Source organism: Sphingopyxis italica (assembly GCF_011926545.1).
Classification (GTDB): Bacteria; Pseudomonadota; Alphaproteobacteria; order Sphingomonadales; family Sphingomonadaceae; genus Sphingopyxis; species Sphingopyxis italica.
Genome location: NZ_JAATIT010000002.1, coordinates 77,809 through 101,476 on the forward strand (window position 1 = coordinate 77,809; position 23,668 = coordinate 101,476).

28 protein-coding genes are annotated in these 23,668 nt (G+C 65.4%); 22 read left to right on the top strand and 6 right to left on the bottom strand.

The window, feature by feature from the left end; all coding sequences use genetic code 11:
* Positions 1 to 54: 54 nt before the first annotated feature.
* From GGR90_RS07955 to GGR90_RS07970, 4 genes are all read left to right on the top strand, one after another.
* Positions 55 to 642, top strand: coding sequence for a fasciclin domain-containing protein (locus GGR90_RS07955; protein WP_245198535.1), 588 nt, complete (start codon positions 55 to 57; stop codon positions 640 to 642).
* Positions 643 to 989: 347 nt separating this feature from the next.
* Complete coding sequence (locus GGR90_RS07960; RefSeq protein WP_039573456.1) at positions 990 to 1,271, top strand: proton-translocating transhydrogenase family protein; 282 nt, start codon at positions 990 to 992, stop codon at positions 1,269 to 1,271.
* A 1-nt stretch (position 1,272) separates the two neighbouring features.
* Entirely contained in the window at positions 1,273 to 2,832 is a 1,560-nt protein-coding gene (locus GGR90_RS07965; protein WP_167920923.1) for an NAD(P)(+) transhydrogenase (Re/Si-specific) subunit beta, read from the top strand.
* A 120-nt stretch (positions 2,833 to 2,952) separates the two neighbouring features.
* On the top strand, positions 2,953 to 3,651 hold the full coding sequence (locus GGR90_RS07970) for an aspartate/glutamate racemase family protein (protein WP_167920924.1): 699 nt from the start codon (positions 2,953 to 2,955) through the stop codon (positions 3,649 to 3,651).
* A gap of 109 nt (positions 3,652 to 3,760) precedes the next feature.
* Here the strand turns inward: GGR90_RS07970 and GGR90_RS07975 are convergent, their stop codons facing one another.
* On the bottom strand, positions 3,761 to 4,162 hold the full coding sequence (locus GGR90_RS07975; RefSeq protein ID WP_167920925.1) for a DUF2147 domain-containing protein: 402 nt from the start codon (positions 4,160 to 4,162) through the stop codon (positions 3,761 to 3,763).
* 108 nt (positions 4,163 to 4,270) lie between these two features.
* Here GGR90_RS07975 and GGR90_RS07980 point away from each other — a divergent pair, with 108 nt between their 5' ends.
* The 8 genes from GGR90_RS07980 to GGR90_RS08015 all read left to right on the top strand — a co-directional run bounded on the left by GGR90_RS07980 (position 4,271) and on the right by GGR90_RS08015 (position 12,013).
* Entirely contained in the window at positions 4,271 to 5,488 is a 1,218-nt protein-coding gene (locus GGR90_RS07980; RefSeq protein ID WP_167920926.1) for a parallel beta-helix domain-containing protein, read from the top strand.
* On the top strand, positions 5,485 to 6,510 hold the full coding sequence (locus GGR90_RS07985; RefSeq protein WP_167920927.1) for an SO2930 family diheme c-type cytochrome: 1,026 nt from the start codon (positions 5,485 to 5,487) through the stop codon (positions 6,508 to 6,510). The genes GGR90_RS07980 and GGR90_RS07985 overlap by 4 nt, the downstream gene beginning before the upstream one ends.
* Before the next feature lie 143 nt (positions 6,511 to 6,653).
* A complete protein-coding gene (maiA, locus tag GGR90_RS07990; protein WP_167920928.1) occupies positions 6,654 to 7,286 on the top strand; it encodes a maleylacetoacetate isomerase in 633 nt (210 codons plus the stop codon).
* Positions 7,283 to 9,325 carry a TonB-dependent receptor domain-containing protein gene (locus tag GGR90_RS07995; protein WP_167920929.1) on the top strand — a complete coding sequence of 681 codons (2,043 nt, stop codon included), beginning with the start codon at positions 7,283 to 7,285 and terminating at the stop codon, positions 9,323 to 9,325. The genes maiA and GGR90_RS07995 overlap by 4 nt, the downstream gene beginning before the upstream one ends.
* An 88-nt stretch (positions 9,326 to 9,413) precedes the next feature.
* Positions 9,414 to 9,860 (top strand): MarR family winged helix-turn-helix transcriptional regulator, encoded by a 447-nt coding sequence (locus tag GGR90_RS08000; protein ID WP_167920930.1) that lies wholly within the window; start codon positions 9,414 to 9,416, stop codon positions 9,858 to 9,860.
* Positions 9,853 to 10,134, top strand: a complete 282-nt coding sequence (locus tag GGR90_RS19440) for an HPr-rel-A system PqqD family peptide chaperone (protein ID WP_167920931.1) — start codon at positions 9,853 to 9,855, stop codon at positions 10,132 to 10,134. Before GGR90_RS08000 ends, GGR90_RS19440 begins: the two co-directional genes overlap by 8 nt.
* Positions 10,131 to 10,997 carry an HprK-related kinase A gene (locus GGR90_RS08010; protein WP_167920932.1) on the top strand — a complete coding sequence of 289 codons (867 nt, stop codon included), beginning with the start codon at positions 10,131 to 10,133 and terminating at the stop codon, positions 10,995 to 10,997. Before GGR90_RS19440 ends, GGR90_RS08010 begins: the two co-directional genes overlap by 4 nt.
* On the top strand, positions 10,994 to 12,013 hold the full coding sequence (locus GGR90_RS08015) for a nucleotidyltransferase domain-containing protein (RefSeq protein ID WP_342449914.1): 1,020 nt from the start codon (positions 10,994 to 10,996) through the stop codon (positions 12,011 to 12,013). The genes GGR90_RS08010 and GGR90_RS08015 overlap by 4 nt, the downstream gene beginning before the upstream one ends.
* Before the next feature lie 110 nt (positions 12,014 to 12,123).
* Here the strand turns inward: GGR90_RS08015 and GGR90_RS08020 are convergent, their stop codons facing one another.
* On the bottom strand, positions 12,124 to 12,786 hold the full coding sequence (locus tag GGR90_RS08020; protein WP_167920934.1) for an HAD-IA family hydrolase: 663 nt from the start codon (positions 12,784 to 12,786) through the stop codon (positions 12,124 to 12,126).
* A 59-nt stretch (positions 12,787 to 12,845) separates the two neighbouring features.
* Here GGR90_RS08020 and glmU point away from each other — a divergent pair, with 59 nt between their 5' ends.
* Together glmU and GGR90_RS08030 are read left to right on the top strand one after the other, a co-directional pair.
* Positions 12,846 to 14,201 carry a bifunctional UDP-N-acetylglucosamine diphosphorylase/glucosamine-1-phosphate N-acetyltransferase GlmU gene (glmU, locus tag GGR90_RS08025; RefSeq protein ID WP_245198536.1) on the top strand — a complete coding sequence of 452 codons (1,356 nt, stop codon included), beginning with the start codon at positions 12,846 to 12,848 and terminating at the stop codon, positions 14,199 to 14,201.
* The gene (locus tag GGR90_RS08030; protein WP_167920936.1) at positions 14,198 to 14,512 is read left to right on the top strand and encodes a hypothetical protein; all 315 of its coding nucleotides are present in this window, start codon (positions 14,198 to 14,200) and stop codon (positions 14,510 to 14,512) included. The genes glmU and GGR90_RS08030 overlap by 4 nt, the downstream gene beginning before the upstream one ends.
* 40 nt (positions 14,513 to 14,552) lie before the next feature.
* Here the strand turns inward: GGR90_RS08030 and GGR90_RS08035 are convergent, their stop codons facing one another.
* Complete coding sequence (locus GGR90_RS08035) at positions 14,553 to 15,152, bottom strand: hypothetical protein (RefSeq protein ID WP_167920937.1); 600 nt, start codon at positions 15,150 to 15,152, stop codon at positions 14,553 to 14,555.
* Positions 15,153 to 15,450: 298 nt separating this feature from the next.
* Between GGR90_RS08035 and GGR90_RS08040 the strand changes: the two genes are divergently transcribed.
* Genes GGR90_RS08040 through GGR90_RS08060 form a run of 5 tightly spaced genes read left to right on the top strand, consistent with a single transcriptional unit; the run spans position 15,451 to position 19,287 of the window.
* Positions 15,451 to 15,675, top strand: coding sequence for a ribbon-helix-helix protein, CopG family (locus GGR90_RS08040; RefSeq protein WP_167920938.1), 225 nt, complete (start codon positions 15,451 to 15,453; stop codon positions 15,673 to 15,675).
* The gene (locus GGR90_RS08045; protein ID WP_167920939.1) at positions 15,672 to 16,040 is read left to right on the top strand and encodes a PIN domain-containing protein; all 369 of its coding nucleotides are present in this window, start codon (positions 15,672 to 15,674) and stop codon (positions 16,038 to 16,040) included. The genes GGR90_RS08040 and GGR90_RS08045 overlap by 4 nt, the downstream gene beginning before the upstream one ends.
* 15 nt (positions 16,041 to 16,055) lie before the next feature.
* Entirely contained in the window at positions 16,056 to 17,879 is a 1,824-nt protein-coding gene (glmS, locus tag GGR90_RS08050; RefSeq protein ID WP_167920940.1) for a glutamine--fructose-6-phosphate transaminase (isomerizing), read from the top strand.
* A 21-nt stretch (positions 17,880 to 17,900) separates the two neighbouring features.
* The gene (locus tag GGR90_RS08055; protein WP_167920941.1) at positions 17,901 to 18,845 is read left to right on the top strand and encodes a cobaltochelatase CobT-related protein; all 945 of its coding nucleotides are present in this window, start codon (positions 17,901 to 17,903) and stop codon (positions 18,843 to 18,845) included.
* A 28-nt stretch (positions 18,846 to 18,873) separates the two neighbouring features.
* Positions 18,874 to 19,287 carry a GFA family protein gene (locus GGR90_RS08060; protein WP_167920942.1) on the top strand — a complete coding sequence of 138 codons (414 nt, stop codon included), beginning with the start codon at positions 18,874 to 18,876 and terminating at the stop codon, positions 19,285 to 19,287.
* A 19-nt stretch (positions 19,288 to 19,306) separates the two neighbouring features.
* Here GGR90_RS08060 and GGR90_RS08065 read toward each other — a convergent pair whose 3' ends face one another.
* A complete protein-coding gene (locus GGR90_RS08065; RefSeq protein WP_167920943.1) occupies positions 19,307 to 19,495 on the bottom strand; it encodes a hypothetical protein in 189 nt (62 codons plus the stop codon).
* A 58-nt stretch (positions 19,496 to 19,553) separates the two neighbouring features.
* Between GGR90_RS08065 and GGR90_RS08070 the strand changes: the two genes are divergently transcribed.
* Complete coding sequence (locus GGR90_RS08070) at positions 19,554 to 20,219, top strand: HAD family hydrolase (protein WP_167920944.1); 666 nt, start codon at positions 19,554 to 19,556, stop codon at positions 20,217 to 20,219.
* A 326-nt stretch (positions 20,220 to 20,545) separates the two neighbouring features.
* A complete protein-coding gene (locus tag GGR90_RS08075; protein WP_167920945.1) occupies positions 20,546 to 21,421 on the top strand; it encodes a dienelactone hydrolase family protein in 876 nt (291 codons plus the stop codon).
* Between the two features lie 143 nt (positions 21,422 to 21,564).
* Here the strand turns inward: GGR90_RS08075 and GGR90_RS08080 are convergent, their stop codons facing one another.
* Positions 21,565 to 22,032 carry a DUF411 domain-containing protein gene (locus tag GGR90_RS08080; RefSeq protein WP_167920946.1) on the bottom strand — a complete coding sequence of 156 codons (468 nt, stop codon included), beginning with the start codon at positions 22,030 to 22,032 and terminating at the stop codon, positions 21,565 to 21,567.
* Positions 22,033 to 22,079: 47 nt separating this feature from the next.
* Between GGR90_RS08080 and GGR90_RS08085 the strand changes: the two genes are divergently transcribed.
* Complete coding sequence (locus tag GGR90_RS08085) at positions 22,080 to 22,649, top strand: hypothetical protein (protein WP_167920947.1); 570 nt, start codon at positions 22,080 to 22,082, stop codon at positions 22,647 to 22,649.
* Here GGR90_RS08085 and GGR90_RS08090 read toward each other — a convergent pair.
* Entirely contained in the window at positions 22,634 to 23,650 is a 1,017-nt protein-coding gene (locus tag GGR90_RS08090; RefSeq protein ID WP_167920948.1) for an aldo/keto reductase, read from the bottom strand. The two genes, GGR90_RS08085 and GGR90_RS08090, sit on opposite strands and share 16 nt — an antisense overlap.
* Positions 23,651 to 23,668: the final 18 nt, after the last annotated feature.

Genomic DNA, 23,668 nt, shown 5'->3' on the forward strand with positions numbered 1-23,668 from the left:
GTGTTGATGCCGACGCGCGGCCGATTCGGCCGGGACCGTTTAGCGAGGATGACGATGAAGAGCTGTTTTCTGATGGCGTCGGTTGCGGCCGCGATGCTGCTCGCGGGATGCGGCAAGTCCGACGCACCGGCATCGGACGCCGGCGGCGCCTCGGTCGCCGACGCGATCTCGTCGGGCAGCGCGATGAACGCCGGGACGACGATCGCCGCGAATGTCGCGGCATCGCCGCTGCACAAGACGCTCGCCGGCGCGCTTCAGACGGCGGGCCTCGCCGCGACGCTGTCGGGCGCGGGGCCGTTCACGCTCTTTGCGCCGACCGACGCCGGATTTACGCAGGTGCCGCCGGTGACGCGCGACGGATGGATGCGCCCGGCGCAGAAGGCGGTGCTCGCGGGCGTGCTCAACTATCATATCGTCCCGGGCAAGCTGACCGCCGCCGATCTGACCGCGAAGATCGCCGAGGGCGGCGGCAAGGCCGTGCTCACCACCGCCGGCGGGCAGGAACTGACCGCGACGAAAAGCGGCAATGCGATCGTGCTGACGAGCAGCAGCGGCAACAAGGCGGCGGTGACCGGCGCCGATCTCGCGCAGTCGAACGGCGTCGTCCATGTCATCGATGCAGTGTTGGTGCCGGCGATGTAGACGGCTTGCGGTCGGTGCGATGCCGACCGGTGGGTTTCGGCCGGAAGCTGCCCTTTCCTTACTTCGTCATTCCCGCGAAAGCGGGAACCCAGCGAGCAACCGTCGCTACTGGGTTCCCGCTTTCGCGGGAATGACGAGGGTTGCAGAGTGGCAACGTCCGCTCCACCCCCAACAAAGACGTTCGATTGCCCAAGCCCAAGGCGTCGACAATGATATTTTATGTCGAAAGGCGCCCGCATTTCTCTCCTTGCGAAACGCGGGCGCCTCTTTTTCCCGCTTTGGAGTCGACAGGTCGGACCGCGCGCGGCAAGAGGTGCGCGAAACGGAATCAGCAGGGGAGCGAGCCCGTGGATTTTATCGCGATTTTTTCGATTTTCGTACTTGCGTGCTTCGTCGGCTATTTCGTCGTCTGGTCGGTGACCCCGGCGCTGCACACGCCGCTGATGAGCGTCACCAATGCCATTTCCTCGGTCATCATCGTCGGCGCGCTGATTGCGAGCGCCGCCGCGGGATCGGCCTCGTCGAAATGGCTCGGCCTTGCCGCGGTCGTGATGGCGAGCATCAATATTTTCGGCGGTTTCGCCGTCACGGCGCGCATGTTGGCGATGTACAAGAAGAAGGAGCGCTGAGATGGAATTCCAGTCGATCCTTTCCGCCGTCACCGGCGGCCACGGCGCCGTGAACCCTTGGGCGGCGACCGCCTATCTGATCGCGGGCGTCTTCTTCATCCTTGCGCTGCGCGGGCTATCGAGCCCGGCTTCGTCGCAGCGCGGCAACCGTTTCGGCATGGCGGGGATGACGATCGCGGTCGTCACGACACTCCTGACGCATGTGCCTTGGAAAACTGGCGATGCGACGAACAGTTTCGCCGGGGTCGATCCGGTCGCGATGGCCGAGATTCTCGGTGCTATCGCGATCGGCGCCGTCATCGGTATTGTGATGGCGCGTAAGATCGCGATGACCGCAATGCCGCAGCTCGTCGCGGCGTTCCACAGCCTCGTCGGTCTTGCTGCGGTCGCGGTTGGAGCTGCGGCCTTTCTGAACCCGGAAGCCTTCGGGATCGGGATGAGCGTATTGTTCACCGACTATGCTGGTTCTGGCGGAGCGATCGTCGGGGGTGATCGGGTCGAATGGATCAATTCGGTCAGCGCGATCGAAATGGGGCTCGGCGTGGCAATCGGCGCGATCACCTTTTCCGGATCGGTCATCGCCTTCCTCAAATTGAACGGAAATATGTCGGGCGCACCAATCATGCTGCCCGGACGGCACATTATCAATCTTGGAACCCTCGTCGCCATCTTGGCTTTGATCGGAGTGTTCGCCAGCGGCTATCAGCCGCAATGGCTGTTCTGGACGATCATGGGGCTCAGCTTCGCGATCGGTTTCCTGCTGATCATCCCGATCGGCGGCGCCGACATGCCGGTCGTCGTGTCGATGCTCAACAGCTATTCGGGCTGGGCCGCGGCGGCGATGGGCTTCACGCTCGGCAACACCGCGATGATCATCACCGGCGCGCTCGTCGGCTCGTCGGGTGCGATCCTGTCGTACATCATGTGCCGCGCGATGAACCGCAGCTTCATCAGCGTGATCGCCGGCGGCTTCGGCGGCGACGATGCGGCGGCGGGCGCGGGCGGTTCAAAGGAACAGCGCCCGTGGAAGCCGGGCAGCGCCGAAGACGCCGCCTTCCTGATGAGCCAGGCCGAGAATGTCATCATCGTTCCCGGTTACGGCATGGCCGTCGCGCAGGCGCAGCACACGCTGCGCGAAATGGCCGACCAGCTCAAGAAGGAAGGCGTGAACGTCAAATATGCGATCCACCCGGTCGCAGGGCGTATGCCGGGCCATATGAACGTCCTGCTCGCCGAGGCGAATGTTCCCTATGACGAGGTGTTCGAGCTGGAGGACATCAACGGCGAGTTCGCCCAGTGCGACGTTGCTTTCGTCATCGGCGCGAACGATGTGACCAACCCGGCGGCGAAAACCGACAAGACGTCGCCGATTTACGGCATGCCCGTGCTCGACGTCGAAAAGGCGAAGACGGTGCTGTTCGTGAAGCGCTCGATGGGCGGGGTCGGCTATGCCGGCGTCGACAACGACGTTTTCTATATGGACCAGACGATGATGCTGCTCGGCGATGCGAAGAAGATGGCCGACGATATCGTCAAGGCGCTGAGCGGCAGCGGGCATTGAGTTTCTGCGCCTGACGGCGCAGGCGGCACCGGCCCGCTCCCCCACCCGGCCTCCCATAGTTTGCTATTTTAGGGAGGCCGGGTGGGGGAGCGGGCCGGTGCCGCGACCAACGGAGGAATTATGCGTAAAATCGGCCTGATCGGGGGAATGAGCTGGGCGTCGACCGAGCTTTATTACCGCCATCTCAACAAGGGGGTGCAAAAGCGCCTCGGCACCGCCTGTTCGGCGCCGATCCTGTTGGAGAGCCTGAACTATTGCGAGCTGTCGCGCATCACCACGGCCGAGCAATGGACGCATGCCAAGGAGGTGCTGATCGCTTCGGCGCAGCGGCTGGAGGCGGCGGGCGCGACCGCGCTGATGATCGCGGCCAATTCGATGCACAAGGTCGCCGAGGATGTCGCCGCGGCGATCTCGATCCCGATCCTCCATATCGTCGACGAGACCGGCGAGAAGATGAAGGCCGACGGGATCAAGGCGGCGGCGGTGATCGGCACGCGGGGCGTAATGACCGAACCATGGTTCCGCCAGCGGCTCGTCCGCCACGGGCTGACGCTCGCCCCCTATGACACGAGCCGCGCCGACGAGATCGACCGGATCATCTATGAGGAGCTGATGCTCGGCAAGGTCAACGAAAGCTCGCGCCGCACGATGAAGACCTTCATCACCGACATCGCGAAGCAGGACGTGCAGGCGGTGGTGCTCGCCTGCACCGAACTGGTGATGCTGGTCGATACAGATGCCAATGTCCTGCCGATCTACGACACGACGCGCATTCACGTCGCGGCGGGCGTGGATTGGGTTTTGGGCGAAAACTCGTAAGCGGGCCAATATTTCCGTTCGCATCGAGCGAAGTCGAGATGCCCATCGGACCCTTATGCCTTATGGGTGTCTCGACTTCGCTCGACACGAACGGAACATAAAAGGGCGATTATCCGACCCGCGTCCACGTGACGGTGCGGCAGAATACCGACACGCAGCCCTTCATCGTCAGCTTGTTGCCTTTTACCCGCAGGTGGGCGTTGTAATAGCGGCCGTCCTCGGGACTATAGCCTTCGCCCTTCCAGCCGTCGCCATGCGGCACGAGATCCCAATAGATCTGCAGCCCCTCGACCATGCGGCCGCGCTTCGCCTTGTCGGGGTTGCGCTCGTCGCGCTGGCCGCCGGCGGGCTCCTTGATCAGAAGTTCGGCGACGCGGCCGCACATCTTCGCGCCGCACTTCGTCATCGCAACGATGCCCTTGCCGTCGTCGGTTTTCCAGCGTCCCGACAGCGGCGCGGGCGCCGCCGCGACCGCTGGCGCGGCAATCAAGGCGACAAGCGCCAGTCCCATTCTGTGAATCAAGCGACCTCTCCCCGGTTAGCTACACATATGTCAGCAACATCGCTTGGCTTCCGTCAAGTCTTGCAGCATGCTCCCGCAAAATCAGGGGAGAGACATATGCGATTCCATGGCCTCAGCCACCACGCGGCGACGCTTTGCATCGTGGCGGCGCTTGCCGCCCAGCCGGCGGCGGCGAAAGTGATCAGCGTCAGTGCGACAACGCCCGATGCCAATGAAAAGCTGCAAGAAGCGCTGATCCTCGCCGAGCCGGGCGATACGGTGCAACTGGACGCCGGCACCTGGACGCTGACCGACGGCCTGTCGCTCGACGTCGCGAATGTCACGGTGCGCGGCGCCGGGGCGGGTGCAGGCGGGTCGGTCCTCGACTTTGCAGGGCAGCAGGGCGCGGGCGAAGGGCTGCTCGTCACCTCCGACGATGTGCTGCTCACCGAATTCGCGGTGCTCAACACGAAGGGCGACGGGATCAAGTCGAAGGGCGCCGACCGCATCGTCTATCACAAGCTGCGCGTCGAATGGACCGCCGGGCCAAAGGAAACGAACGGCGCCTATGGCATCTATCCGGTCGAAAGCACCGACGTGCTGATCGACAGCGTCTATGTCCGCGGCGCGTCGGACGCCGGCATATACGTCGGCCAGTCGAAGAATATCGTCGTCCGCGATTCGATCGCGACCGAGAATGTCGCGGGGATCGAGATCGAGAACAGCTATGACGCCGATGTCCACGACAATATCGCGACGAAAAACACCGGCGGAATCCTGGTGTTCGACCTGCCGAGCCTGCCGATGCAGGGCGGGCACAATGTCCGCGTTTTCGAAAATGTCGTGAACGACAACAGCACGCCCAATTTCGCGCCGAAGGGCAATATCGTCGCGAGCGTACCGACGGGCACCGGGGTGCTCGTGATGGCGAACCGCAATGTCGAGATTTTCGACAATGTCTTCGACAATAACGGCACCACCAATGTGATGATCGTCGGCTATCGCTACGAGCATAAGGACCCGAAATATCAGCCGCTGCCTCGCGCAATCGTCGTACGCGGCAACCAGCATGGCAAGGCGGGCTATGCGCCCAAATTCCCCGGCGGCGAGCAGATCGCGGCGGCGATGGGCGGCAGCATTCCGCCGATATTGTGGGATGGCGCGGGCGACGCGGTCGTGCTCGATCCGGTCGGGGTTCTGTCGCTGAATCTGCCCGACGTGGCGACGCCGCAGAGCGAAGCGAAGCCCGCACCCGTCGACTTGTCGAAGGGAACGGTTCCGGCGGCGCTGCCGGCGATCACGCTGCCCGAAAGCATGGAGGCGAAGGTCCGGTGAGACGCGTTTTCGCCGCGCTGGCCGCGGCGCTGCTCTGTTCGAGCGGCGGGGCGACCGTGCCATTACCCGACGGCAAGCAGCGCGTCATCGAAAGTGACGCGATCCCGCAAAAACTTTCTGCGTTCGGCCTCTTTCCGTTCGGTCCCGAGGCGCCGCTGGTGAGTTTCAGCTATACGCTGCGCACGTCGCTGTTCAGCGACTATACCGACAAGCATCGTTTCGTCTCAATTCCCGACGGCAAGCAGGCGAGGGTGCTGGCCGACGGCACGATCGAGTTTCCGGTGGGAACGGTGCTGATCAAAAGCTTCGGCTGGGCCGACGTGAACGAAGGCCGGCCGGTCGAGACGCGACTGTTAATCCACCGCGCTTCGGGCTGGGTTGCGCTGCCATATATCTGGGATGCCGACGGCAAGGACGCGACGTTGGCGCTTGGCGGACGCCGTGTTCCCGTGACCTTCAAGAGTCCGGGCGGTGATGTCCACACCATCCGCTATGGGGTGCCGAACAAAAATCAATGCAAGGAATGCCATAGCCTGAACGGCGCGATCGTGCCGATTGGTCCGAAAGCGCGCAATTTCATATTCCCTGACGAGATCAAGACGATGCGCTCAGTATATTTCGAGAATCCGGCGGCGCTGAGGCCCATCATGCCGCAATGGGACGATCCCAAGGCGGGCAGCGTAGAAACCCGCGCCCGCGCCTATCTCGACGTCAATTGCGCGCATTGCCACAATCCCGCGGGCAGCGCGTCGAACAGCGGGCTGTTCCTGCGCTGGACCGACGATCCGACCGGCGTCAACTATGGTATCGGCAAGCGGCCGACGGCGGCAGGGCGCGGCAGCGGCGGGATGGAATTCGCGATCGCACCGGGCGATCCCGACGACAGTTTCCTCATCTATCGCCTCGAAAGCACCGATCCCGGCATCGCGATGCCCGAGGTCGGGCGATCGACAGTGCACAAGGAGGGCGCGGCGCTACTCCGGCAATGGATTGCCGAGATGCCGAAGGATGCGCGGAATTAGGCATTGATCAGGGTTGAACGAAACCCATCCCACTCATATTCGTCGTCCCGGCGAAGGCCGGGATCTCACCCTTGCGGCCTGACGCATCGTCGAGATCCCGGCCTTCGCCGGGATGACGATCAAATGGGGACGCGCTGAACCTTATGACCAATCTCGTCCTCCACGATTATTTCCGTTCCTCGGCCAGCTTTCGCGTCCGCATCGCGCTGAACCTCAAGGGGCTCGACTATGATCGCGTCGAGGTCAGCCTGATCGCGGGCGAGCAGCGCAGCGACGCCTTTCTCGAACAGAATGCGCAGGGCTTTGTCCCGATGCTCGTCGTCGATGGCGAACCGATCATCCAGAGCATGGCGATCATCGACTGGCTCGACCGCGCCTATCCCGAACCGCGGCTGATCCCCGAGGACGCGATGCCGCGCGCGGTCGCGCTCGCGCGCGCGCAGGTGATTGCGAGCGACATCCATCCGCTCAACAATCTCCGCGTGCTCAAATATCTGAAGCGCGACCTTGGGCTCAACGAGCAGACCAAGGACCGCTGGTATCGCCACTGGATCGTCGAAGGCTTCGACGCGCTGGAAGCGATGGCGGGCGAGGGGCGCTTCCTTGGCGGCGATACGCCGGGGATCGCCGACTGCTGCCTCATCCCGCAGATGTATAATGCACGGCGGTTCGACACCCCGCTCGACGATTATCCGCGATTGGTCGCGATCGACGCGGCGTGCATGGAGCATGACGCGTTCAAGAAGGCGCATCCCGACGCGGTCAAGCCCGCGTGATCCGCCTTCTGACGGGGACCCTCGCGCTGGCGCTGCCTGCGGCGGCGATGGCCGAGGAAAGGGAAGACAAGGAGATCGTCATCCCGGCGCGGGTGGTTTCCCGCGAAGAGATCGTCGTTTCGGGAAGCGGGATGCTCCGGGCGCCGAACAGCGACCTCGTCCAATCCTCGGCGATCCTGCTCGATGTCGACCCGGGCTTCGGCGCGCGCGTCGAGAACAGGCTCCGCGATGAAGCTGGGATCGTCCAGTTCCGCCGCTCCGACGGCCGCTCGGCGCATCCGACGAGTCAGGGCGTGACGCTCCGCGGCCTCGGCGGCAATGCGTCGAGCCGCGCGCTGGTGACATTGGACGGCGTGCCGCAGGCCGATCCGTTCGGCGGCTGGGTCGCGTGGAGCGCCTATGACGCGATCAACCTCGGCGGCATCGTCGTGACGCGCGGCGGCGGGAGCGGCGCCGACGGTCCCGGCGCGCTGGCGGGGACGATCGGCCTCCATTCGACGATGACCGACGGCGCCGAAGCGAGTCTCGCCTATGGCAGCCGCGACGGCTGGGACGCGTCGGCGTCGGTCGGTGGCGAGATCGGCGGCGGGCAGGTCGCCGTAGATGGCCGCTACAGCCGCGGCGACGGATTCATCCCCGTCGCGCAGGGCCAGCGCGGCGAGGCCGACCGCGCGGCGCCCTATGAGCAGGGCGGGCTAGGACTTCGCCTGCGTTTCGATGCCGGCGACGCCAGCCGGATCGAGGCGAGCGTCCGTGGCTTCTCCGACCGGCGCGACCGCGGGGTCGATTTCACGGCGAGCAGGACCGACGGCCTCGATGCCAGCGTGCGGTTCGTCCACGACCCCGCTGGTGCGACCCAATGGCTCGCGCTCGGCTATATCCAGCTCCGCGATTTCGAGAGCGGCTTCGCGAGCGTCGGGGCGGGGCGCGACAGCGCGAACCCCGTCTTGTTCCAGCGCATCCCTGCGACCGGTATCGGCGGTCGCTTCGAACTGCGTCCCGCGATCGGCGACGCCAATCCGCTGCGTATCGGCGCCGACTGGCGGCGCACGGTCGGGCGGACCGAGGAGGATTTCTTTTTCACCGACGGCATTCCCGGCCGCCACCGCATGGCGGGGGGGAGCAGCGACACCGTCGGGGTATTCGCCGAATGGACCTCGGGCAACCGCTATGACGGCTTCCTCTGGACGCTGAGCGGGCGGGTCGATCGCTGGTGGCTCGGCACCGGGCATCGGATCGAGCGCAATCGCGGCGGCGGGCCGGTCATCACCGACCTCGACTTTGCCGCGCGGCAGGGGTGGGAAGGTAGCGGACGCGCGGGCGTGCGCTGGACGTCGGATAGCGTTTCGCTGCGCGCCGCCGCCTATCGCGGCTGGCGCCTACCGACGCTCAACGAGCTTTACCGCCCGTTCCGCGTCGGTGCCGAGACGACGATGGCGAACGAGATGCTGAAGCCCGAACGGCTGTGGGGCGGCGAGGTCGGCGCCGATTGGGAAAGCGGCGGCACGAAATTGTCGGCGACGCTGTTCGCCAACCGCCTGACGAACGCGATCGCCAATGTGACGCTCGCGCCGAACCTCAACCAGCGGCAGAATCTGGACGCGATCGACAGCAAGGGCGTCGAGGTGGCGGCCGAACAGCGGATCGGACCCGCGACGCTGCGCGCCACCTATGCCTTTACCGATGCCGAAGTGGACGCCTCGGGCGGTGCGGCAACGCTCGACGGCCGCCGTCCGGCGCAGATCGCCAAGCATGGCGGCAGCGTGTCGCTGCGCAGCCATACGCAAGGCCCCTTGGGCGGCTTCGCGACGCTGCGCTATATCGGCAGGCAGAATGAGGATGATCTCGGGCTCCTCGCGCTCGATGATGCGCTGACGCTCAACGCCGGGCTGTCATGGCGGTTCAGCGATGCGGTCAGCATCGAGGCGCGCGGCGAAAATCTGTTCGACGAACTGGTCCCGGCGGCGATCTCCTCATCGGGCATCGTCGAGCGCGCGACGCCGCGCACCTTGTGGATCGGCGCGCGCCTGTCTTTCTGATGTTCGCGCCATTCCGGCCTTCACAGGCTCAAAACAGGCGATAGGATAGGCCTCGCCGGGATCGAACAAGCTGTGGGATTATAAGGCAATGGCCGCGAAGAAGCTGAATCTCGATAATTTTCTGCCCTATCGCCTGTCGATCGCATCGAACGCCCTGTCGAGCCGGATCGCCGCCGAATATGAGAATCGCTTCGGTTTGAAGATTCCCGAGTGGCGGCTGATGGCGGTGCTCGGCGAGGGCCGGCCGAAGACGCAGCGCGAACTTGTCGCCGCGACGCGCATGGACAAGGTGACGGTCAATCGCGCCGCCAAGGCTCTCGCGGATCGCCAGTTGATCGCGCGCCAGGCGCATGAGGCCGATGGGCGCTCGCATCATCTCGAGCTCACCGAAACCGGCCGTTCGCTCTATGACGCGATCGTGCCGGCGGCGCTCGCGAGCGAGGCGCAGCTCGAATCGAACATCAGCGCGGCCGAACGCGCGACGATGATGGCGATCCTCGCCAAACTGACCGCCGCCGCCGAAGATTATGGCTGATCGCGCCTATCGCGCCGCGCCCGCCGATACGCTGCGTATCGAGCCGCTCGGCGAGCTGACCGCGATTTTCGACCGGCGATCGATGCAGACGCATCTCGTCGTGTCGCCCGTGCCCGAAATATTGGACGCGATGGGCGCCGACGCCTGCACGCCCGCGCACGTCGCCGAGCGGCTGGCCGCGCTGTTCGATATGGAAAGCGCCGAGGAGGCGCAGCCGATCCTCGCCGAGCGGCTTTCGGAACTCGCCGCGATGGGACTGGTGGAGCGCGCGTGAGGCATAGCGCGCGCATCGCGGTCGGCCCGGTGCAATTTCGCATCGGCAGCGATTGGGCCGGCCCGGTCGCCGCGCTCGAACGGCTTTATGCGGCCTATCCGCAGGACGATATGCGCCCCGCCGACGCGACGGTGCGGCTGTTCGCGGCGCGGCCGTGGCGGCGCTGGCTGCGGCCGTCGGTGCATATCGGCGGCGATTTCATCGTCCCCGGCGCGCTGCCGCTGCCGCTGTCGATGGGGCTGCTCGCCGCCGAGATGGGGATGAACTTGCAGGTTGCGCTCGGCTGGCGGCGGCACCTGCTGCTTCACGCGAGCGCGGTCGCAAGGGACGGCCGCGCGCTGATCATGTCGGGCGAATCGGGATCGGGCAAATCGACGCTCGCTGCGCTGCTGGGCGAGGACGACTGGCGGCTGATGGGCGACGAGTTCACGCTGATCGACCCGGCGGGCGGCGATGCCTTTGCCTTTCCGCGCGCGGTGAGCCTCAAGAACGAAGCCATTGCAGAAGTCGCGGCGCGCGTCGATCCGGCGCGGCTTGGGCCTTTGCTCGCGGGGACCCCGAAGGGCGACATCCGCCACCTGATCCCGCGCGCCGACGCGGTCGCCGCGATGCACGCGCCCGCGCGCCCCGCGCTGCTCCTCTTCCCGCGCTTCGGCGGCGCGGCCGGCATTGAACCGATGGGCGAGGGCGAGGCCTTCGTCCGGCTGACCGAAGCGTCGACCAATTATGTCGCGCTCGGCGAGGCTGGATTTGCGGCGCTGACGCGGATGGTCCGCGAAACGCCGGCGTTCGGCATCACCTATCCCGACAGCGCGGCGGGGATCGCGCTGGTCGAAGAATTATGGGCGGAGGCGGCGCGGTGAGCGCCGTCGCCGCCTTCGTCGACCTGCTCGCCGGGCGGCGCGACGCCGCGACGCTGGGGCCGCGTGACTGGGACGGCCTGATCGGCGTCGCGCGCAGCGAAGCGATGCTCGCGACGCTCGCGCACCGGCTTGACGGCGCCGCCGTCCCGCCCGCAGTCGCCGCGCTGTTCGCCGACCAGCGGGCGGCGGCGGAGGTCGCGCAGCGCCAAGCCTTGTGGGAAGCCGAGATGGCGCGCCGCGCGCTCGCGCCGGTCGGGATCGAATTCGTACTGCTGAAGGGCGCGGCCTATGCCGCCGCGGATATGACGTGCGCGGCGGGGCGCCAGATCGGCGACCTCGATATCCTCGTGCTCGGGGCCGACATTCGCCGCGCCGAAAATGCGCTGCTCAAGGCGGGCTGGGAATGGGTCAAGTCGGACCCCTATGACGATCATTATTACCGCGCACACATGCACGAGCTGCCGCCGATGATTCACTCGGGCCGCGACCGCATGATCGACGTCCATCACACGATCCTGCCAAAGACGCACCGGATCACACCCGACGCGCTCGCGCTGGTCAGCGATGCGGTGACGAGCGGCGGCGGCTTTGCGGTGCTGCAACCGACCGATATGGCGGTGCATTGCGCGGCGCACATGCTCGCCGACGGCGATCTGCAGGGGGGCTTACGCAACCTGTGGGATTTTCACCTGATGACGCGAGGTTTCGCGGCGGCCGATCCTGGGTTTTGGAGGCAGCTCGACGGCCGGGCGGCGTTGCACGGGCTGCAGGATGCGGTGCACCGTGCCGCGCGGCTGTCGCGCGACCTTTATGGCGCGGCGCTGCCGGGCGGATGGGACCGGCAGGATCCCGCTGATATCTGGTTCCGCCGCCGCCTGCTCGCGCGCGACGATTGGGGGCGGGTGACGCAGCCGCTGCTCGAACAGGCTTTCTACATCCGCTCGCACTGGCTGCGCATGCCGCCGGCGATGCTCGCGAAGCATCTCTGGACGAAATGGCAGAAACAGCATTCGTAACCCATGCCCGTTCGCCCTGAGCTTGTCGAAGGGCTGTTCTTTTCCTTATGCGATCAAAAGAAAGAACGGTCCTTCGACAAGCTCAGGACAAACGGATAATTTGGAGCGGGTCAGAGCCGCGCGAGCAGCGGGACCAACTCGTCGAAATGATCGATCACATGGTCGGCGCCCAGCTCGCCCGCGGGCCGGTCGAGAAAGCCGAAGCTGACCGCGACGCTCGGCACGCCCGCATGTTTCGCCGCCATGACGTCATAAATGCTGTCGCCGATGAAGACAGCGCGCCCGCCGCCGCACCGCTCGATCATCGCGCGGATCGGCTCGGGCGAGGGTTTGCGTGCTCCCACCGTGTCGCCGCCGATGATCGTCGCCATGCGGTCGGCGAGGTCCAGTCCGCCGAGCAGTTGCCGCGCGAGCCCCTCAAGCTTGTTGGTCACGACCGCGGTGCGCACGCCCAGCGCATCGAGCCCGTCGAGCGCGGCGACGACGCCCGGAAAGGGACGGCTGTGGACCGCGATATGCGCTTCGTAAAAGCGCAGCAGTTCGGGATAGAGCCCTTCGACCGCGCCATCGGGGACGCCGCCCGAAGCGCGCAGCCCCTCCTCGAGCATATGCTTCGCGCCGCGCCCGATCATCGGCCGCACCGCCGCCTCGGCGAGCGGCGCGCGATCCATTTGCGCGAGCGTATGATTGACCGCCGCGGCAAGGTCGCCGAGCGTGTCGAGGAGGGTGCCGTCGAGATCGAAGCCGACGATCGCAAAAGGAAATCCGTTCATCCGCCGCGCATGGCGCGATGCTCTGGAAACCGCAATGATTTGCTGGCATGGCAGCGCGCATGAGCAACCCCATCGCCGCCATCATCCTTGCCGCGGGCAAGGGCACCCGCATGAAATCCGACCTGCACAAGGTGCTGCACCCGATCGCGGGGCGGCCGATGCTGCTGCACCTGCTCGACAGCTTCGCGGCGCTGCCGCCCGCCGCGACGGTCGTCGTCGTGGGTGACCGGCGCGAACAGATCGAAAGCGCGCTGGCGGGCACCGGCGCGAGCGTCGCGGTGCAGGATCCGCAACTCGGCACCGCGCACGCGGCATTGCAGGCAAAGGGCGCGCTCGCCGGTTTCGCGGGCACCGTGCTCGTCTGTTTCGGCGATTGTCCGATGCTGACCGCCGATACGGTGCGGCGGCTGTGCGGCGCGCTCGATGCTGGCGCGACAGTCGCCGTGCTCGGTTTTCGTCCGCGCGATGCCGCCGCCTACGGCCGTATCGTCGCCGATCCCGACGGCAATGTTCTCAAGATGGTCGAATATAAGGATGCGTCGCCCGAGGAGCGGGCGGTCGATCTGTGCAATTCGGGCGTGATCGTCGCCCATGCGCGCGACATGTGGCGCCTGCTCGAAGCCGTCGGCAACGACAATGCCCAGCGCGAATATTATCTGCCCGACGTCGCGACGGGGGCGATTGCCGAAGGCGCGCGCGTCGTCGTGATCGAGACCGACGCCGCCGAGGTGGCCGGGGTGAACAGCCGCGCCGAACTCGCCGGACTGGAAGGCGAGTGGCAGGCGCAGCGTCGCCGGCGGGCGATGGACGAGGGGGCGTCGCTGATCGCGCCCGATACCGTCTGGTTCTCATGGGATACCGAGCTCGGCCGCGACGTGACGATGGAACCCAATGTCTTTTTCGGCCCTGGGGTGACGGTCGCGGACGGGGTGAAGATCCGCGCCAACAGCCATATCGAAGGCGCGACGATCGGCGCGGGCTGCGAAGTCGGTCCGTTCGCCCGGCTCCGACCCGGCACGATTCTCGGCGAAAAGGCGAAGATCGGCAATTTCGTCGAGACGAAGAAAGCGGTTCTCGGCGAGGGCGCGAAGGCGAACCATCTGACCTATCTGGGCGATGTCAGCGTCGGTGCCGCCGCGAATATCGGCGCGGGCACGATCACCTGCAATTATGACGGCTATTTCAAATATAGGACCGAGATCGGCGAGCGTGCCTTCATCGGATCGAACAGCGCGCTCGTCGCGCCGGTCCGGATCGGCGCCGACGCGATCGTCGCGGCGGGCAGCGCGGTCACGCGCGACGTCGCCGACGGCGAGCTTCGCCTTGTGCGCGGCGAGCAGCTGGTCAAGCCCGGCTGGGCCGACCGCTTCCACGACGCGATGCGCAAGAAGAAAGCGGCGGAGAAAAAGGCGTGAACAACCGTTATGATGACAAACCCTTCCTGCGCTTCGTCGATGCGTGGGTGCTGAAGGCGATCGGCCATCTCGACGAAGCGACCGAAAATTATTGCGAGGCGATGGTCCCGCAGCTCGAACAAAGCTTTGGCGCGAAGGGAAGCTGGGAGCAGATCGTCGAGCAGCAGATGAAGTTCGGCCCCGAACTGCCGGCGCAGATCCGGAAGATCTGGACCGACGGCAAGGCGCGCTTCGCCGAAGGCAATGGCGAGGCGCCCGACCCGGTGCAATTCGCGATGATCTTCGTCGACCGCAATTTCGGGCGCGCCTGACCGGCGAACCGAAAGCCGATCGCCGCGCCGGCGCCGGCCGCTAACAAGTCCGAACGTCGGTCGCGGTCAAGGCTTTCGTCGCGCATTGGAGCTTGCTCGTCGCTTCCTCCTCGGCGTTGGCGGTGGCCTTGGAAAGCGCGATGACCGCGCTGGCGATCGTGCCGGCGCGAAAATAGGCGTCGAGGTCCGCCATCGCCGCGGTGAGCGGATAATCCTTATACTCCGATTTCATCCCCGCGAGGATCGGCAGATGCGCGGTCTTCCGGTCCGCCCGCATCGCGTTGATCAGCGCGGGGCCTGTCTGCTCGTAATAAAAGGCTTCGTTCGCGAGAGTCTGGGTGCTGCCGGTGAAGGTCGCAAGCGCCGAAAGAACCGTTTTGACGCCGGTGGCGTCGATCAAGGTCGCGCCCGTTTCGAAGGCCGATCGCGTGGCGCCGACGTAGAAATCCGCCTTGGCTCGTCCCGCGAGAAGATTTCCTTCATATGCACTGTAATTATGATTGATGATGAACATCAAATCGTTGATCACCAAGTCGCGAAAATTCCGGCATTTCACCAGTTCGACGCTATTGTTCGCGGTTACGTGATCGCGGCATTTTTCATAGAAATCGAGCCAGCTTCCGGCTTTCGCGACCGGCATCGATGTCCCGCTCCGCGTAACGGCGTCCAGATATTTGTTCGCAATGACCTCGATGGCGCCGTCGCTAAACGGTTTTTTTGGGAATTGCCGCGACCCCCTGACCGCCAACACTGGCACAAGCGGCCGTCATAGCCGTAAGGCTAGACAACAAGATCAGCCGAATCATCTGCTTCATTTCCCCCATCTCCCCTCGTTACTGACGCTATCATCAATCGGAAGTGGATCAATGGCTTCCGCTTCGATTTCCCATCCGATCCGGCAGCATTGACTTGATATCACGATATGATATCGAATTGCGATGCGCTTCCTCGCGGACATTCCGGACAATGATATCCAATGGCTCGAGGCGCTCGCCGCCGAACAGGGTGTCTCGCGCGCCGAGCTGGTCCGGCGGGCGGTGGCCGCTTATCGCGCCGATGTGTCGGGCGACGCGATCGACAATGCGTTCGGCATCTGGCGCGACCGCACCGACATCGGCGACGGGCTGAAATATCAGCGCCGCCTCAGGGGCAAGCGCGAATGATCGACGCGCAGTTCGACAGCGACATATTGATCGATGCGCTGAACGGCGTCGAGGCGGCGCGCGCGGAAATCCGCCGCGCCGGACGCAAAAGCGTCAGCCGCGTCAGCTGGACCGAGGTGATGTCGGCCGCCGACGCGCAGACGCTGAAGGCGGTCGAGGCGTTCCTCGGTTGCTTTCAGGTCGAGGAGATCGGCGACGCGGTCGCGCGCCGCGCCGCGGCGCTCCGCGCCGAGCGCAAGGGCTTGACCTTGGCCGACGCTTTCGTACTGGCGACCGCGCAGATCGGCGGACGCATCCTCGTCACACGCAATATCAAGATATTTCCGGCATCGATGCCGGGTATTCGCGTCCCCTACACGCTATAAAGAAAGCCAGAATCCATGTGCGGAATTATCGGAATCATCGGCACGGCCCAGGTGGCGGACCGCCTCGTCGAGGGGCTTCGGCGCATGGAATATCGCGGCTATGACTCGGCGGGGGTGTGTACGGTCGAGGGCGGGCAGCTGATCCGGCGCCGCGCCGAAGGCAAGCTCGGCAATCTGGTGAAGGAGCTGGCGGGCAATCCGGCGCCCGGCACCGTCGGCATCGCGCACACGCGCTGGGCGACGCACGGCGCGCCGACGACGAGTAACGCGCACCCGCACGCGACGGGCGAGGTCGCGCTGGTCCACAATGGCATCATCGAGAATTTCAAGCCGCTGCGCGAGGCGCTGCAGGCGCGCGGGCACAAATTCGAAAGCGAGACCGACACCGAGGTCGTCGCGCATCTCGTCAGCGAACAGGTCGAGGCGGGCAAGTCGCCGCAGGATGCGGTAAAGGCCGTGCTGCCGCAGCTTCGCGGCGCCTTCGCGCTCGCGATCGCCTTTCGCCAGCATCCCGAACTGCTGATCGGCGCGCGCCTCGGCTCGCCGCTCGTCGTCGGTTATGGCGAGGGGGAAACCTATCTGGGCAGCGATGCTTTGGCCTTGGCGCCGCTGACGCAGAAGATCGCCTATCTCGACGAAGGCGACTGGGTCGTCATCACGCGCGAGGGCGCGCAGATTTACGATGCCGAAAACAACCCCGTGACGCGCGAGGTCACCACCAGCGGCGTCACCGCCGCGGCGGTTGAGAAGGGCAATTACCGCCACTTCATGCAGAAGGAGATTTTCGAGCAGCCGACGGTGGTCGCGCAGACGCTCTCCTCCTACATCCGCCCGCTCGAACAGACGGTCGCGCTGCCGCAGATGGATTTCGACCTGTCGAAGATCGATCGCATCACCATCGTCGCGTGCGGCACCAGCTTCTATGCCGGCATGGTCGCCAAATATTGGTTCGAGACCTTTGCGCGCGTGCCCGTCGACATCGATGTCGCGTCGGAGTTTCGCTACCGCGATCCGGTGCTGGCACCCGGCGGGCTCGCGCTCTTCATTTCGCAGTCGGGCGAGACCGCCGACACGCTCGCGGCGCTGCGCCATTGCAAGGCGAACGGCCAGACGATCGCGGTCGTCGTCAACGTGCCGACGAGCAGCATGGCGCGCGAGGCCGACCTGCTGCTGCCGACCCACGCGGGGCCTGAAATCGGCGTCGCCTCGACCAAGGCCTTCACCTGCCAGCTCGCGGTGCTCGCCGCGCTTGCCGCGCACCTCGCGCTAAAAAAGGGCAAGCTCAGCGCCGCCGAAGAGCGCGAGATCGTCAAGCATCTGATCGAAGCGCCCGCCGCGCTCAACGCCGCGCTTGCGCATGACGAGGATATCGCGGCGATGGCGCACCTCGTCGCCCCCGCGCGCGATGTGCTCTACCTCGGCCGCGGCCCCGACTATCCGCTCGCCCTCGAAGGCGCGCTCAAGCTCAAGGAAATCAGCTACATCCACGCCGAAGGCTATGCGTCGGGCGAGATGAAGCACGGCCCGATCGCGCTGATCGACGAGGCGGTCCCAGTGATCGTCCTCGCGCCGTCGGGCCCGCTGTTCGAAAAGACCGTCAGCAACATGCAGGAAGTCATGGCGCGCGGCGGCAAGGTCGTGCTGATCAGCGACGCCGAAGGGCTCGCCGAAGCGGGCGAGGGCTGCATGGCGACGATCGAGATGCCCAAAGTCCACCCGCTGATCGCGCCTTTGGTGTACGCGGTGCCGGTTCAGCTGCTCGCCTATCATGTGGCGGTGGCGAAGGGGACCGACGTCGATCAACCGCGCAATCTCGCGAAATCGGTAACGGTGGAATAGGATCAGCATCGCGGAGGGGGTATGGCGTCCGGGTTAGTCGACATCGGTATTGCGCTGGTAGTGATCGTGCTGATCGCAGCGATGGTAGTCATTCTTCATCGCCGCGCTCCGCAGCAGGCGGAAGATGGTCCGGAGAACGAGGCCTATCGTGCATATACGCGCGAATTCGACTGCATTCTCACTGCGGCTTCTGTGCCCACAAGTTTGCTGGAGATCAGCCCCGATGGCAAAAAGGGATATCTCGAAAAGGATGATCGGCAGTGGCACCTCCAGATCGAGCGCGCCGAAGGCAATTATGACCGGCTCGGAGATTTGGGGCCGCTGGAAGCACATGAAGGCGGCGAACTCTGCGATGCCGCTGTGCTGCTCATGGTCGATCAATCGGGTTCGATGCGTGGCGAACCAATGGCGTGGGTCGCGGCAGGGGTGCGGCGCCTCTCGGAGGAGTTGGGAAGACGCGGCGCGAGTGTCGCGGTCGTCGGCTATACGACCGCTGGCTGGCATGGCGGCTTAACGCGGCGCAAATGGCTGGACGAGGGAAAGCCGCCCAGACCCGGGCGCTTATGCGCCCTGCTTCATATTCTTTACCAGCCGTTCGACAGTGGGGCACTTGATACGAACGACTGGCGGCAAATGCTGAACCCCGATGTCCTGCGCGAAAATGTCGACGGGGAGGCCCTGGAATGGGGTGTCGATCAGCTAAAAAGCCGCCTCGAACGGCGACGCATCCTCCTCGTGGTGAGCGACGGCGCGCCCGTTGACGATTCGACCCTCATGGCTAATGGCCCTTCTTACATGCATCGGCATTTCCTGCAGGTGCGCGACGCGATTCTGGAGGCGAAAGAACTGGAATTGCTGGCGATCGGCGCGGACTTTCGCGTCTCTGAATTTTATACTGTCTCGCGCGATGCCGTCGACGCCGGTACGCTGGTCGAGGCGGGACTGGAGCTGGTGACGACGCGATGACGAGTATGGGCAGTATGGCGCAGTCGAAATGAGCTGGAACACGACATGCCACTGCAGCGCCGTCTCGGTGCGGCTCGCGAAGGCGCCCGAAGAGATCGCCGAGTGCAACTGCTCGCTCTGCTTCTCGCACGGCATCCTGTGGAGCTATATGTCCCCGCGCGATGTCGTGATCGAGGGTGAGACGCGAACCTATAATCGCGCCGATCGCGAAAACCCCAATTCGGACCTGCATTTCTGCGCGACCTGCGGCTGCACGACACACTGGTCGGCAACCGCCGGGCTGATCGAACGCATGGGCGGCGAGGTCGACCTGATGGGCGTGAACATGCGCCTGTTCGCCCCGTCGCAGCTCAGTGGGTTGAAGCTCGTCTTTCCCGACGGGCGCGGCTGGTCGGGCGAGGGGGCGTGGGGCTATGCGCGCGAGCATGAGGTCATGCGCTGACGCGTGCGACGCCGGAATGTCACTCCGCCGCGTTCGCCTGCTCCAGAATCGATGCGGCGATGTCCTCGATCTTGCCGGCGACGAGTAGGGGCGCGCCGCCGACCATGCCGACCTGCGTCTGGCCATTTTCATAGTCGCGGAGCCAGGCGACATTTTCGGCGACGACGAGATAATTGCCGCCGCGCGATTTGAGTTCGATGAATTTCATGGGATGTCTCCTGTTCATCGAGGCTCTAGGCGGCAAGTATGAAGATTGTAGGATTCGCATGAGCTTCGCTGCCATCATCTTCGATTTCGACGGCGTCGTCGCGGACAGCGAGGTGCGCGCCAACCTGTCGCTGGCCGAGAGCCTGACCGCCGCCGGCATGTCCGCGACTTATGACGAGTGCCTGCGCGACTATTATGGCCATAACTGGCAGGAAACCGAGCGACGGATCGTCGCGCGCTACGGCCGGCCGCTGCCGGCAGATTTCCGCGAGACGCACCGGACGCGCGCGCGGGCGCGCTATATGGAGGGTTTCGATGCTGTCGCCGGTGTCGCCGATTTCCTGGGGACGCTCGGCGCCACGCCGCGCGCGATCGCCTCGTCGAGCCGTGCCGAATATATCGGCTGGGCGCTCGGGCTGTTCGGCCTCGCGCATCATTTCGGCGAGCATGTCTACAGCGCCGACGGCTGGGATCGCGGCAAGCCGTTTCCCGACATCTATCTCGCCGCCGCCAAGGGGCTGGGGGTCGATCCCGCGGCGTGCCTCGCGATTGAGGATTCGCCGACGGGGGCCGAGGCCGCGATCGCGGCGGGTATGACGGTCGTCGGCTTCTGCGGCGCGGGGCATATCGTCGACCGGGCGGCGCATGGCGCGATGCTGCGCGAAGTCGGGGTGCATCATGTGGCGATGGCGTTCCATGAGATCGCGATCCTCCCTGTCGCGTAGCGATGGGGAGGGGGAGTGCAGGGTTGGATTGCCCCCGGCAATCCAAGTCCGGTCCGGGGGACTGGACGGCCCAGCACTTTCGCGAAGCGAATGGTGGAGGGGCCGCGACGTCGCGCTATTGCCCCTCCGTCAGCGGCTACGCCGCTGCCACCTCCCCATGGCTTCGCCACAGGGAGGAGCTAAGCGGCAAAAACCGCTGTCCTAAAAAGCGGGCGTGAATTAGCTTCGCGCTTCGTTCGATCCCGATCACGGGACGAAACAGCAAATCGCGAGTGAAGTTGCGTTATTTTCCGCGACTTTGCCGAATGCCCCCAAGGAGAGCCAGCATGTGTACCGAGAAGATGGAAGCCGATCGCGACCGCGCCGGAATGCCCGTCGCGCGCCGCAGCTTCACCGCGCTCGCGGGGGCGGGCGCGTTGATGGCGGCGCTGCCGGCGCGCGCGATGGCGGCGGGGCCGGTGAAGGGGCGCGACGTCACGATCAAGACCGATGACGGCATTTGCGACGCCTATTTCGTCGCGCCGGCGGAGGGCAAGCACCCGGGGGTGCTGGTGTGGCCCGACATTCGCGGGCTGCGCCCCGCCTTTCGCCAGATGGCCGACCGGCTCGCTGGCGAGGGCTATGCGGTGCTGACGGTGAATCCCTTCTACCGCTGGCAGAAATCGCCGGTGGTCGATGCCGCGAACGACTGGGGCAATCCCGCGGTGCGCGAAAAGCTGTTCGGCTATCTCAAGCAGCTCACCAAGCCGGTCGTCGAGACCGACGCGAAAGCGCATCTCGCCTTCCTCGACGCGCAGGGCGAGGTCGATACGAAGCGCAAGATCGGCACCACCGGCTATTGCATGGGCGGGCCGATGGTCATCTACACCGCGGCGCTGAAGCCCGACCGCGTCGGCGCGGCGGCGAGCTTTCATGGCGGCGGGGTGGGCACCGACAAGCCCGACAGCCCGCACCTGCTGATCCCCGCGACCAACGCGGGCTATCTTTTCGCGATCGCCGAGGATGACGACAAGGAAGCGCCGAACGAGAAGGTGCTGCTGAAATCGGTGCTCGAACCGCGCTCGCAGTGGCACGAGGTCGAGGTCTATCCGGCCCAGCACGGCTGGTGCCCGCCCGATGGCCGCGTCTATAACGAAGCGGCGGCGGAGAAGGCGTGGGCGCGGATGCTCGAACTGTTCAAGGCCGAATTGAAGCCCGCTTAGTTTTCCGTTCGTGTCGAGCCCTTCGACTGCCTTGACAGGCGCTCAGGATAAACTTCGACCTGCGGTCGAAGTCGAGACGCGCTTAAGGCGTGCACGACCGAGGGGCATCTCGACTTCGCTCGATGCGAACGGCGAGAAAAAACTTAGTGTGCGTGCGTGCCGCCGCTCGCGGCGTAGCTCGCATAAACGCGCTGGCCGCCGGGGCCGAAGGTCATGACCTTATAGGCTTCGCGGTGGTCGCCATGCTCCATGCCCGGCGATCCGACCGGCATGCCGGCGACGGCAAGGCCCTTCACCCCCTTGGGCTTTTCGCGAAGCAGGCGGGCGATCTCTTTCGCGGGCACATGCCCCTCGATCACATAGCCGCCGACGAGCACGGTATGGCAGCTGCGCAGCGCCTGCGGCACGCCCTGCTTGTCCTTCACCGCGGCCATGTCGGGCGAATTGACGATCACCGCCTTCTGCCCGAACGAGCTCTTCACCTGCTCGAGCCATTTGAGGCAGCAGCCGCAACCCGCGTCGCGAAACATCGTCGGGTTAGCGGCATGCGCGGTGCCGATGACGGCGGAAAAGGCGGCGAGGGCGAAAAACGTGCGGCGGACAGGAGTCATCGCAAATCCTTTTGGAAGAGATGGCCGCGAACCTATAGGGCGATACCATGAAAGTCCATTTCATCCGGACGGGTGATCGCCGCTATGGCGTGCGGATCGAGCGCGACGCGACGCCGTCGCTCGTCATGGACCCGGCGCCGGGATTCGATCCCGACCTGCCGCACGACATGGTGCATTTCGCCGTCGAGGCCGCGCTCGGGCTCAAGTCCGGCGTGTTCGGGCAAATCGCGGCGGGGGGCAATGCGGGCTCGTTCCACATCGGCGGCCCCGACGGCGGCGACGCCCGCGAACATCGCCGCGCGGCGCGCAAGCAGGCCTCGAAAGGTCAGAAGCTGGTCCAAGCGCAGGGGCGCGACGGCGAATTGTCCGAAATCGCGGCCTTCCTGTTCGACGTCGCCTGGCGCAGCGGCCAGCGCCCCGACGGCCCAGCGCAGCGCGCGGCACTGGGCGAGGCCGAACGGGTGCGGGCAACGCTCAGCGCCGACGAACGCGCGCGGATCGACGCGGTGCGGCCGCAGGTATTCGAGGATTTCGAGCGGTTGTCTCAGGCTTGGCGCGGGTTGCGGGTCGGCGAGGCGCTGGTTCTCGAATGGCCGTCAGGTCAGCCCATCGGGTAAAGGATGTCCTTGCTGACCTTGTGTAGCGCCTTCATCACGTCGCCCTCCAGCACCAGTTCCATCGCGTCGAGGATCGGGTCGAGCTGATCTTCGGCGCTGACCCCGACGATCGTCGAGGCGACGAAGTCGTGCTGCTTCGACCAGGCGGTCGCCATCGTCACCGGGTGCAAGCCGGCCCCCTCGGCAATCTTGAGGTAACGCTCGGTCGCCGCGAGGCTCTTGTCGTTGACGAAGCGGCGTCCCATCGCGGCCTGCCGCCCCTCCATCTTGAGGTAGCGCGAGAAACGCGCGCCCTCGGGGGTCGCGCCGCCCTGATATTTGCCCGACAGCACCCCGCCCGCGAGCGGCGAATAGGGGATCAGGCTGACGCCTTCCTGCCGGCACACCTGCGCCAGCTCGTCATCGAAGCGGCGGTTGTTGAGGCTGAAATTATTCTGGATCGTGTGATAGCGCGCGCCGCCGAGCCGGTCGGACGCGGCGAGCGATTTCATCAGACCCCAGCTGGTCTCGTTCGAGCAGCCGAGGATGCGGACCTTGCCGGCACGCACCAGTTCGTCCAGCGCGTCCATCATCTCGTCATAGGGCGCGTCATGGTCGGGCCAATGCGTCTGATAAAGGTCGATATAGTCGGTCTGGAGCCGCGTCAGGCTGTCGTCGATGGCCTGGACGATATTCTTGCGGTCGAGCGCGGTCATGCCGTTCCGGCACGGCGACTTGAACCAGACATGGCTCGGCCCCGATACTTTGGTGGCGAGGATGATAGCGTCGCGCGGCTTGGTCTTCATCCAGCGCCCGACGATTTCCTCGGTGCGGCCGACCCACTTGATATCGGGCGGCACCGGATAACCCTCTGCGGTGTCATAGAAATTGATCCCGGCGTCGAAGCAGCGGTCGAGCACGCGGAACGCCGTTGCCTCGTCGGCCTGGCTGCCGAAGGTCATCGTTCCCATGCAGATGTCGGACACATGGATGGCGCTTTGGCCGAGGCGGCGGCTTCGCATGGCTCTGTTCTCCGGTCA

What these genes read in the sequence shown, in the direction of transcription:
- GGR90_RS08085 (WP_167920947.1), top strand. Translation starts at nt 22,080, where the DNA reads ATGAAAGTCCATTTCATCCGGACGGGTGATCGCCGCTATGGCGTGCGG.
- GGR90_RS08060 (WP_167920942.1), top strand. Translation starts at nt 18,874, where the DNA reads ATGAGCTGGAACACGACATGCCACTGCAGCGCCGTCTCGGTGCGGCTC.
- GGR90_RS08040 (WP_167920938.1), top strand. Translation starts at nt 15,451, where the DNA reads ATGCGCTTCCTCGCGGACATTCCGGACAATGATATCCAATGGCTCGAG.
- GGR90_RS07965 (WP_167920923.1), top strand. Translation starts at nt 1,273, where the DNA reads ATGGAATTCCAGTCGATCCTTTCCGCCGTCACCGGCGGCCACGGCGCC.
- maiA (WP_167920928.1), top strand. Translation starts at nt 6,654, where the DNA reads ATGACCAATCTCGTCCTCCACGATTATTTCCGTTCCTCGGCCAGCTTT.
- GGR90_RS08065 (WP_167920943.1), bottom strand. Translation starts at nt 19,495, where the DNA reads ATGAAATTCATCGAACTCAAATCGCGCGGCGGCAATTATCTCGTCGTC.
- GGR90_RS08075 (WP_167920945.1), top strand. Translation starts at nt 20,546, where the DNA reads ATGTGTACCGAGAAGATGGAAGCCGATCGCGACCGCGCCGGAATGCCC.
- GGR90_RS07970 (WP_167920924.1), top strand. Translation starts at nt 2,953, where the DNA reads ATGCGTAAAATCGGCCTGATCGGGGGAATGAGCTGGGCGTCGACCGAG.
- GGR90_RS07975 (WP_167920925.1), bottom strand. Translation starts at nt 4,162, where the DNA reads ATGGGACTGGCGCTTGTCGCCTTGATTGCCGCGCCAGCGGTCGCGGCG.
- GGR90_RS08000 (WP_167920930.1), top strand. Translation starts at nt 9,414, where the DNA reads ATGGCCGCGAAGAAGCTGAATCTCGATAATTTTCTGCCCTATCGCCTG.
- glmU (WP_245198536.1), top strand. Translation starts at nt 12,846, where the DNA reads ATGAGCAACCCCATCGCCGCCATCATCCTTGCCGCGGGCAAGGGCACC.
- GGR90_RS08045 (WP_167920939.1), top strand. Translation starts at nt 15,672, where the DNA reads ATGATCGACGCGCAGTTCGACAGCGACATATTGATCGATGCGCTGAAC.
- GGR90_RS07955 (WP_245198535.1), top strand. Translation starts at nt 55, where the DNA reads ATGAAGAGCTGTTTTCTGATGGCGTCGGTTGCGGCCGCGATGCTGCTC.
- GGR90_RS08020 (WP_167920934.1), bottom strand. Translation starts at nt 12,786, where the DNA reads ATGAACGGATTTCCTTTTGCGATCGTCGGCTTCGATCTCGACGGCACC.
- GGR90_RS08080 (WP_167920946.1), bottom strand. Translation starts at nt 22,032, where the DNA reads ATGACTCCTGTCCGCCGCACGTTTTTCGCCCTCGCCGCCTTTTCCGCC.
- GGR90_RS08090 (WP_167920948.1), bottom strand. Translation starts at nt 23,650, where the DNA reads ATGCGAAGCCGCCGCCTCGGCCAAAGCGCCATCCATGTGTCCGACATC.
- GGR90_RS19440 (WP_167920931.1), top strand. Translation starts at nt 9,853, where the DNA reads ATGGCTGATCGCGCCTATCGCGCCGCGCCCGCCGATACGCTGCGTATC.
- glmS (WP_167920940.1), top strand. Translation starts at nt 16,056, where the DNA reads ATGTGCGGAATTATCGGAATCATCGGCACGGCCCAGGTGGCGGACCGC.
- GGR90_RS08035 (WP_167920937.1), bottom strand. Translation starts at nt 15,152, where the DNA reads ATGCCGGTCGCGAAAGCCGGAAGCTGGCTCGATTTCTATGAAAAATGC.
- GGR90_RS07980 (WP_167920926.1), top strand. Translation starts at nt 4,271, where the DNA reads ATGCGATTCCATGGCCTCAGCCACCACGCGGCGACGCTTTGCATCGTG.
- GGR90_RS08070 (WP_167920944.1), top strand. Translation starts at nt 19,554, where the DNA reads ATGAGCTTCGCTGCCATCATCTTCGATTTCGACGGCGTCGTCGCGGAC.
- GGR90_RS08055 (WP_167920941.1), top strand. Translation starts at nt 17,901, where the DNA reads ATGGCGTCCGGGTTAGTCGACATCGGTATTGCGCTGGTAGTGATCGTG.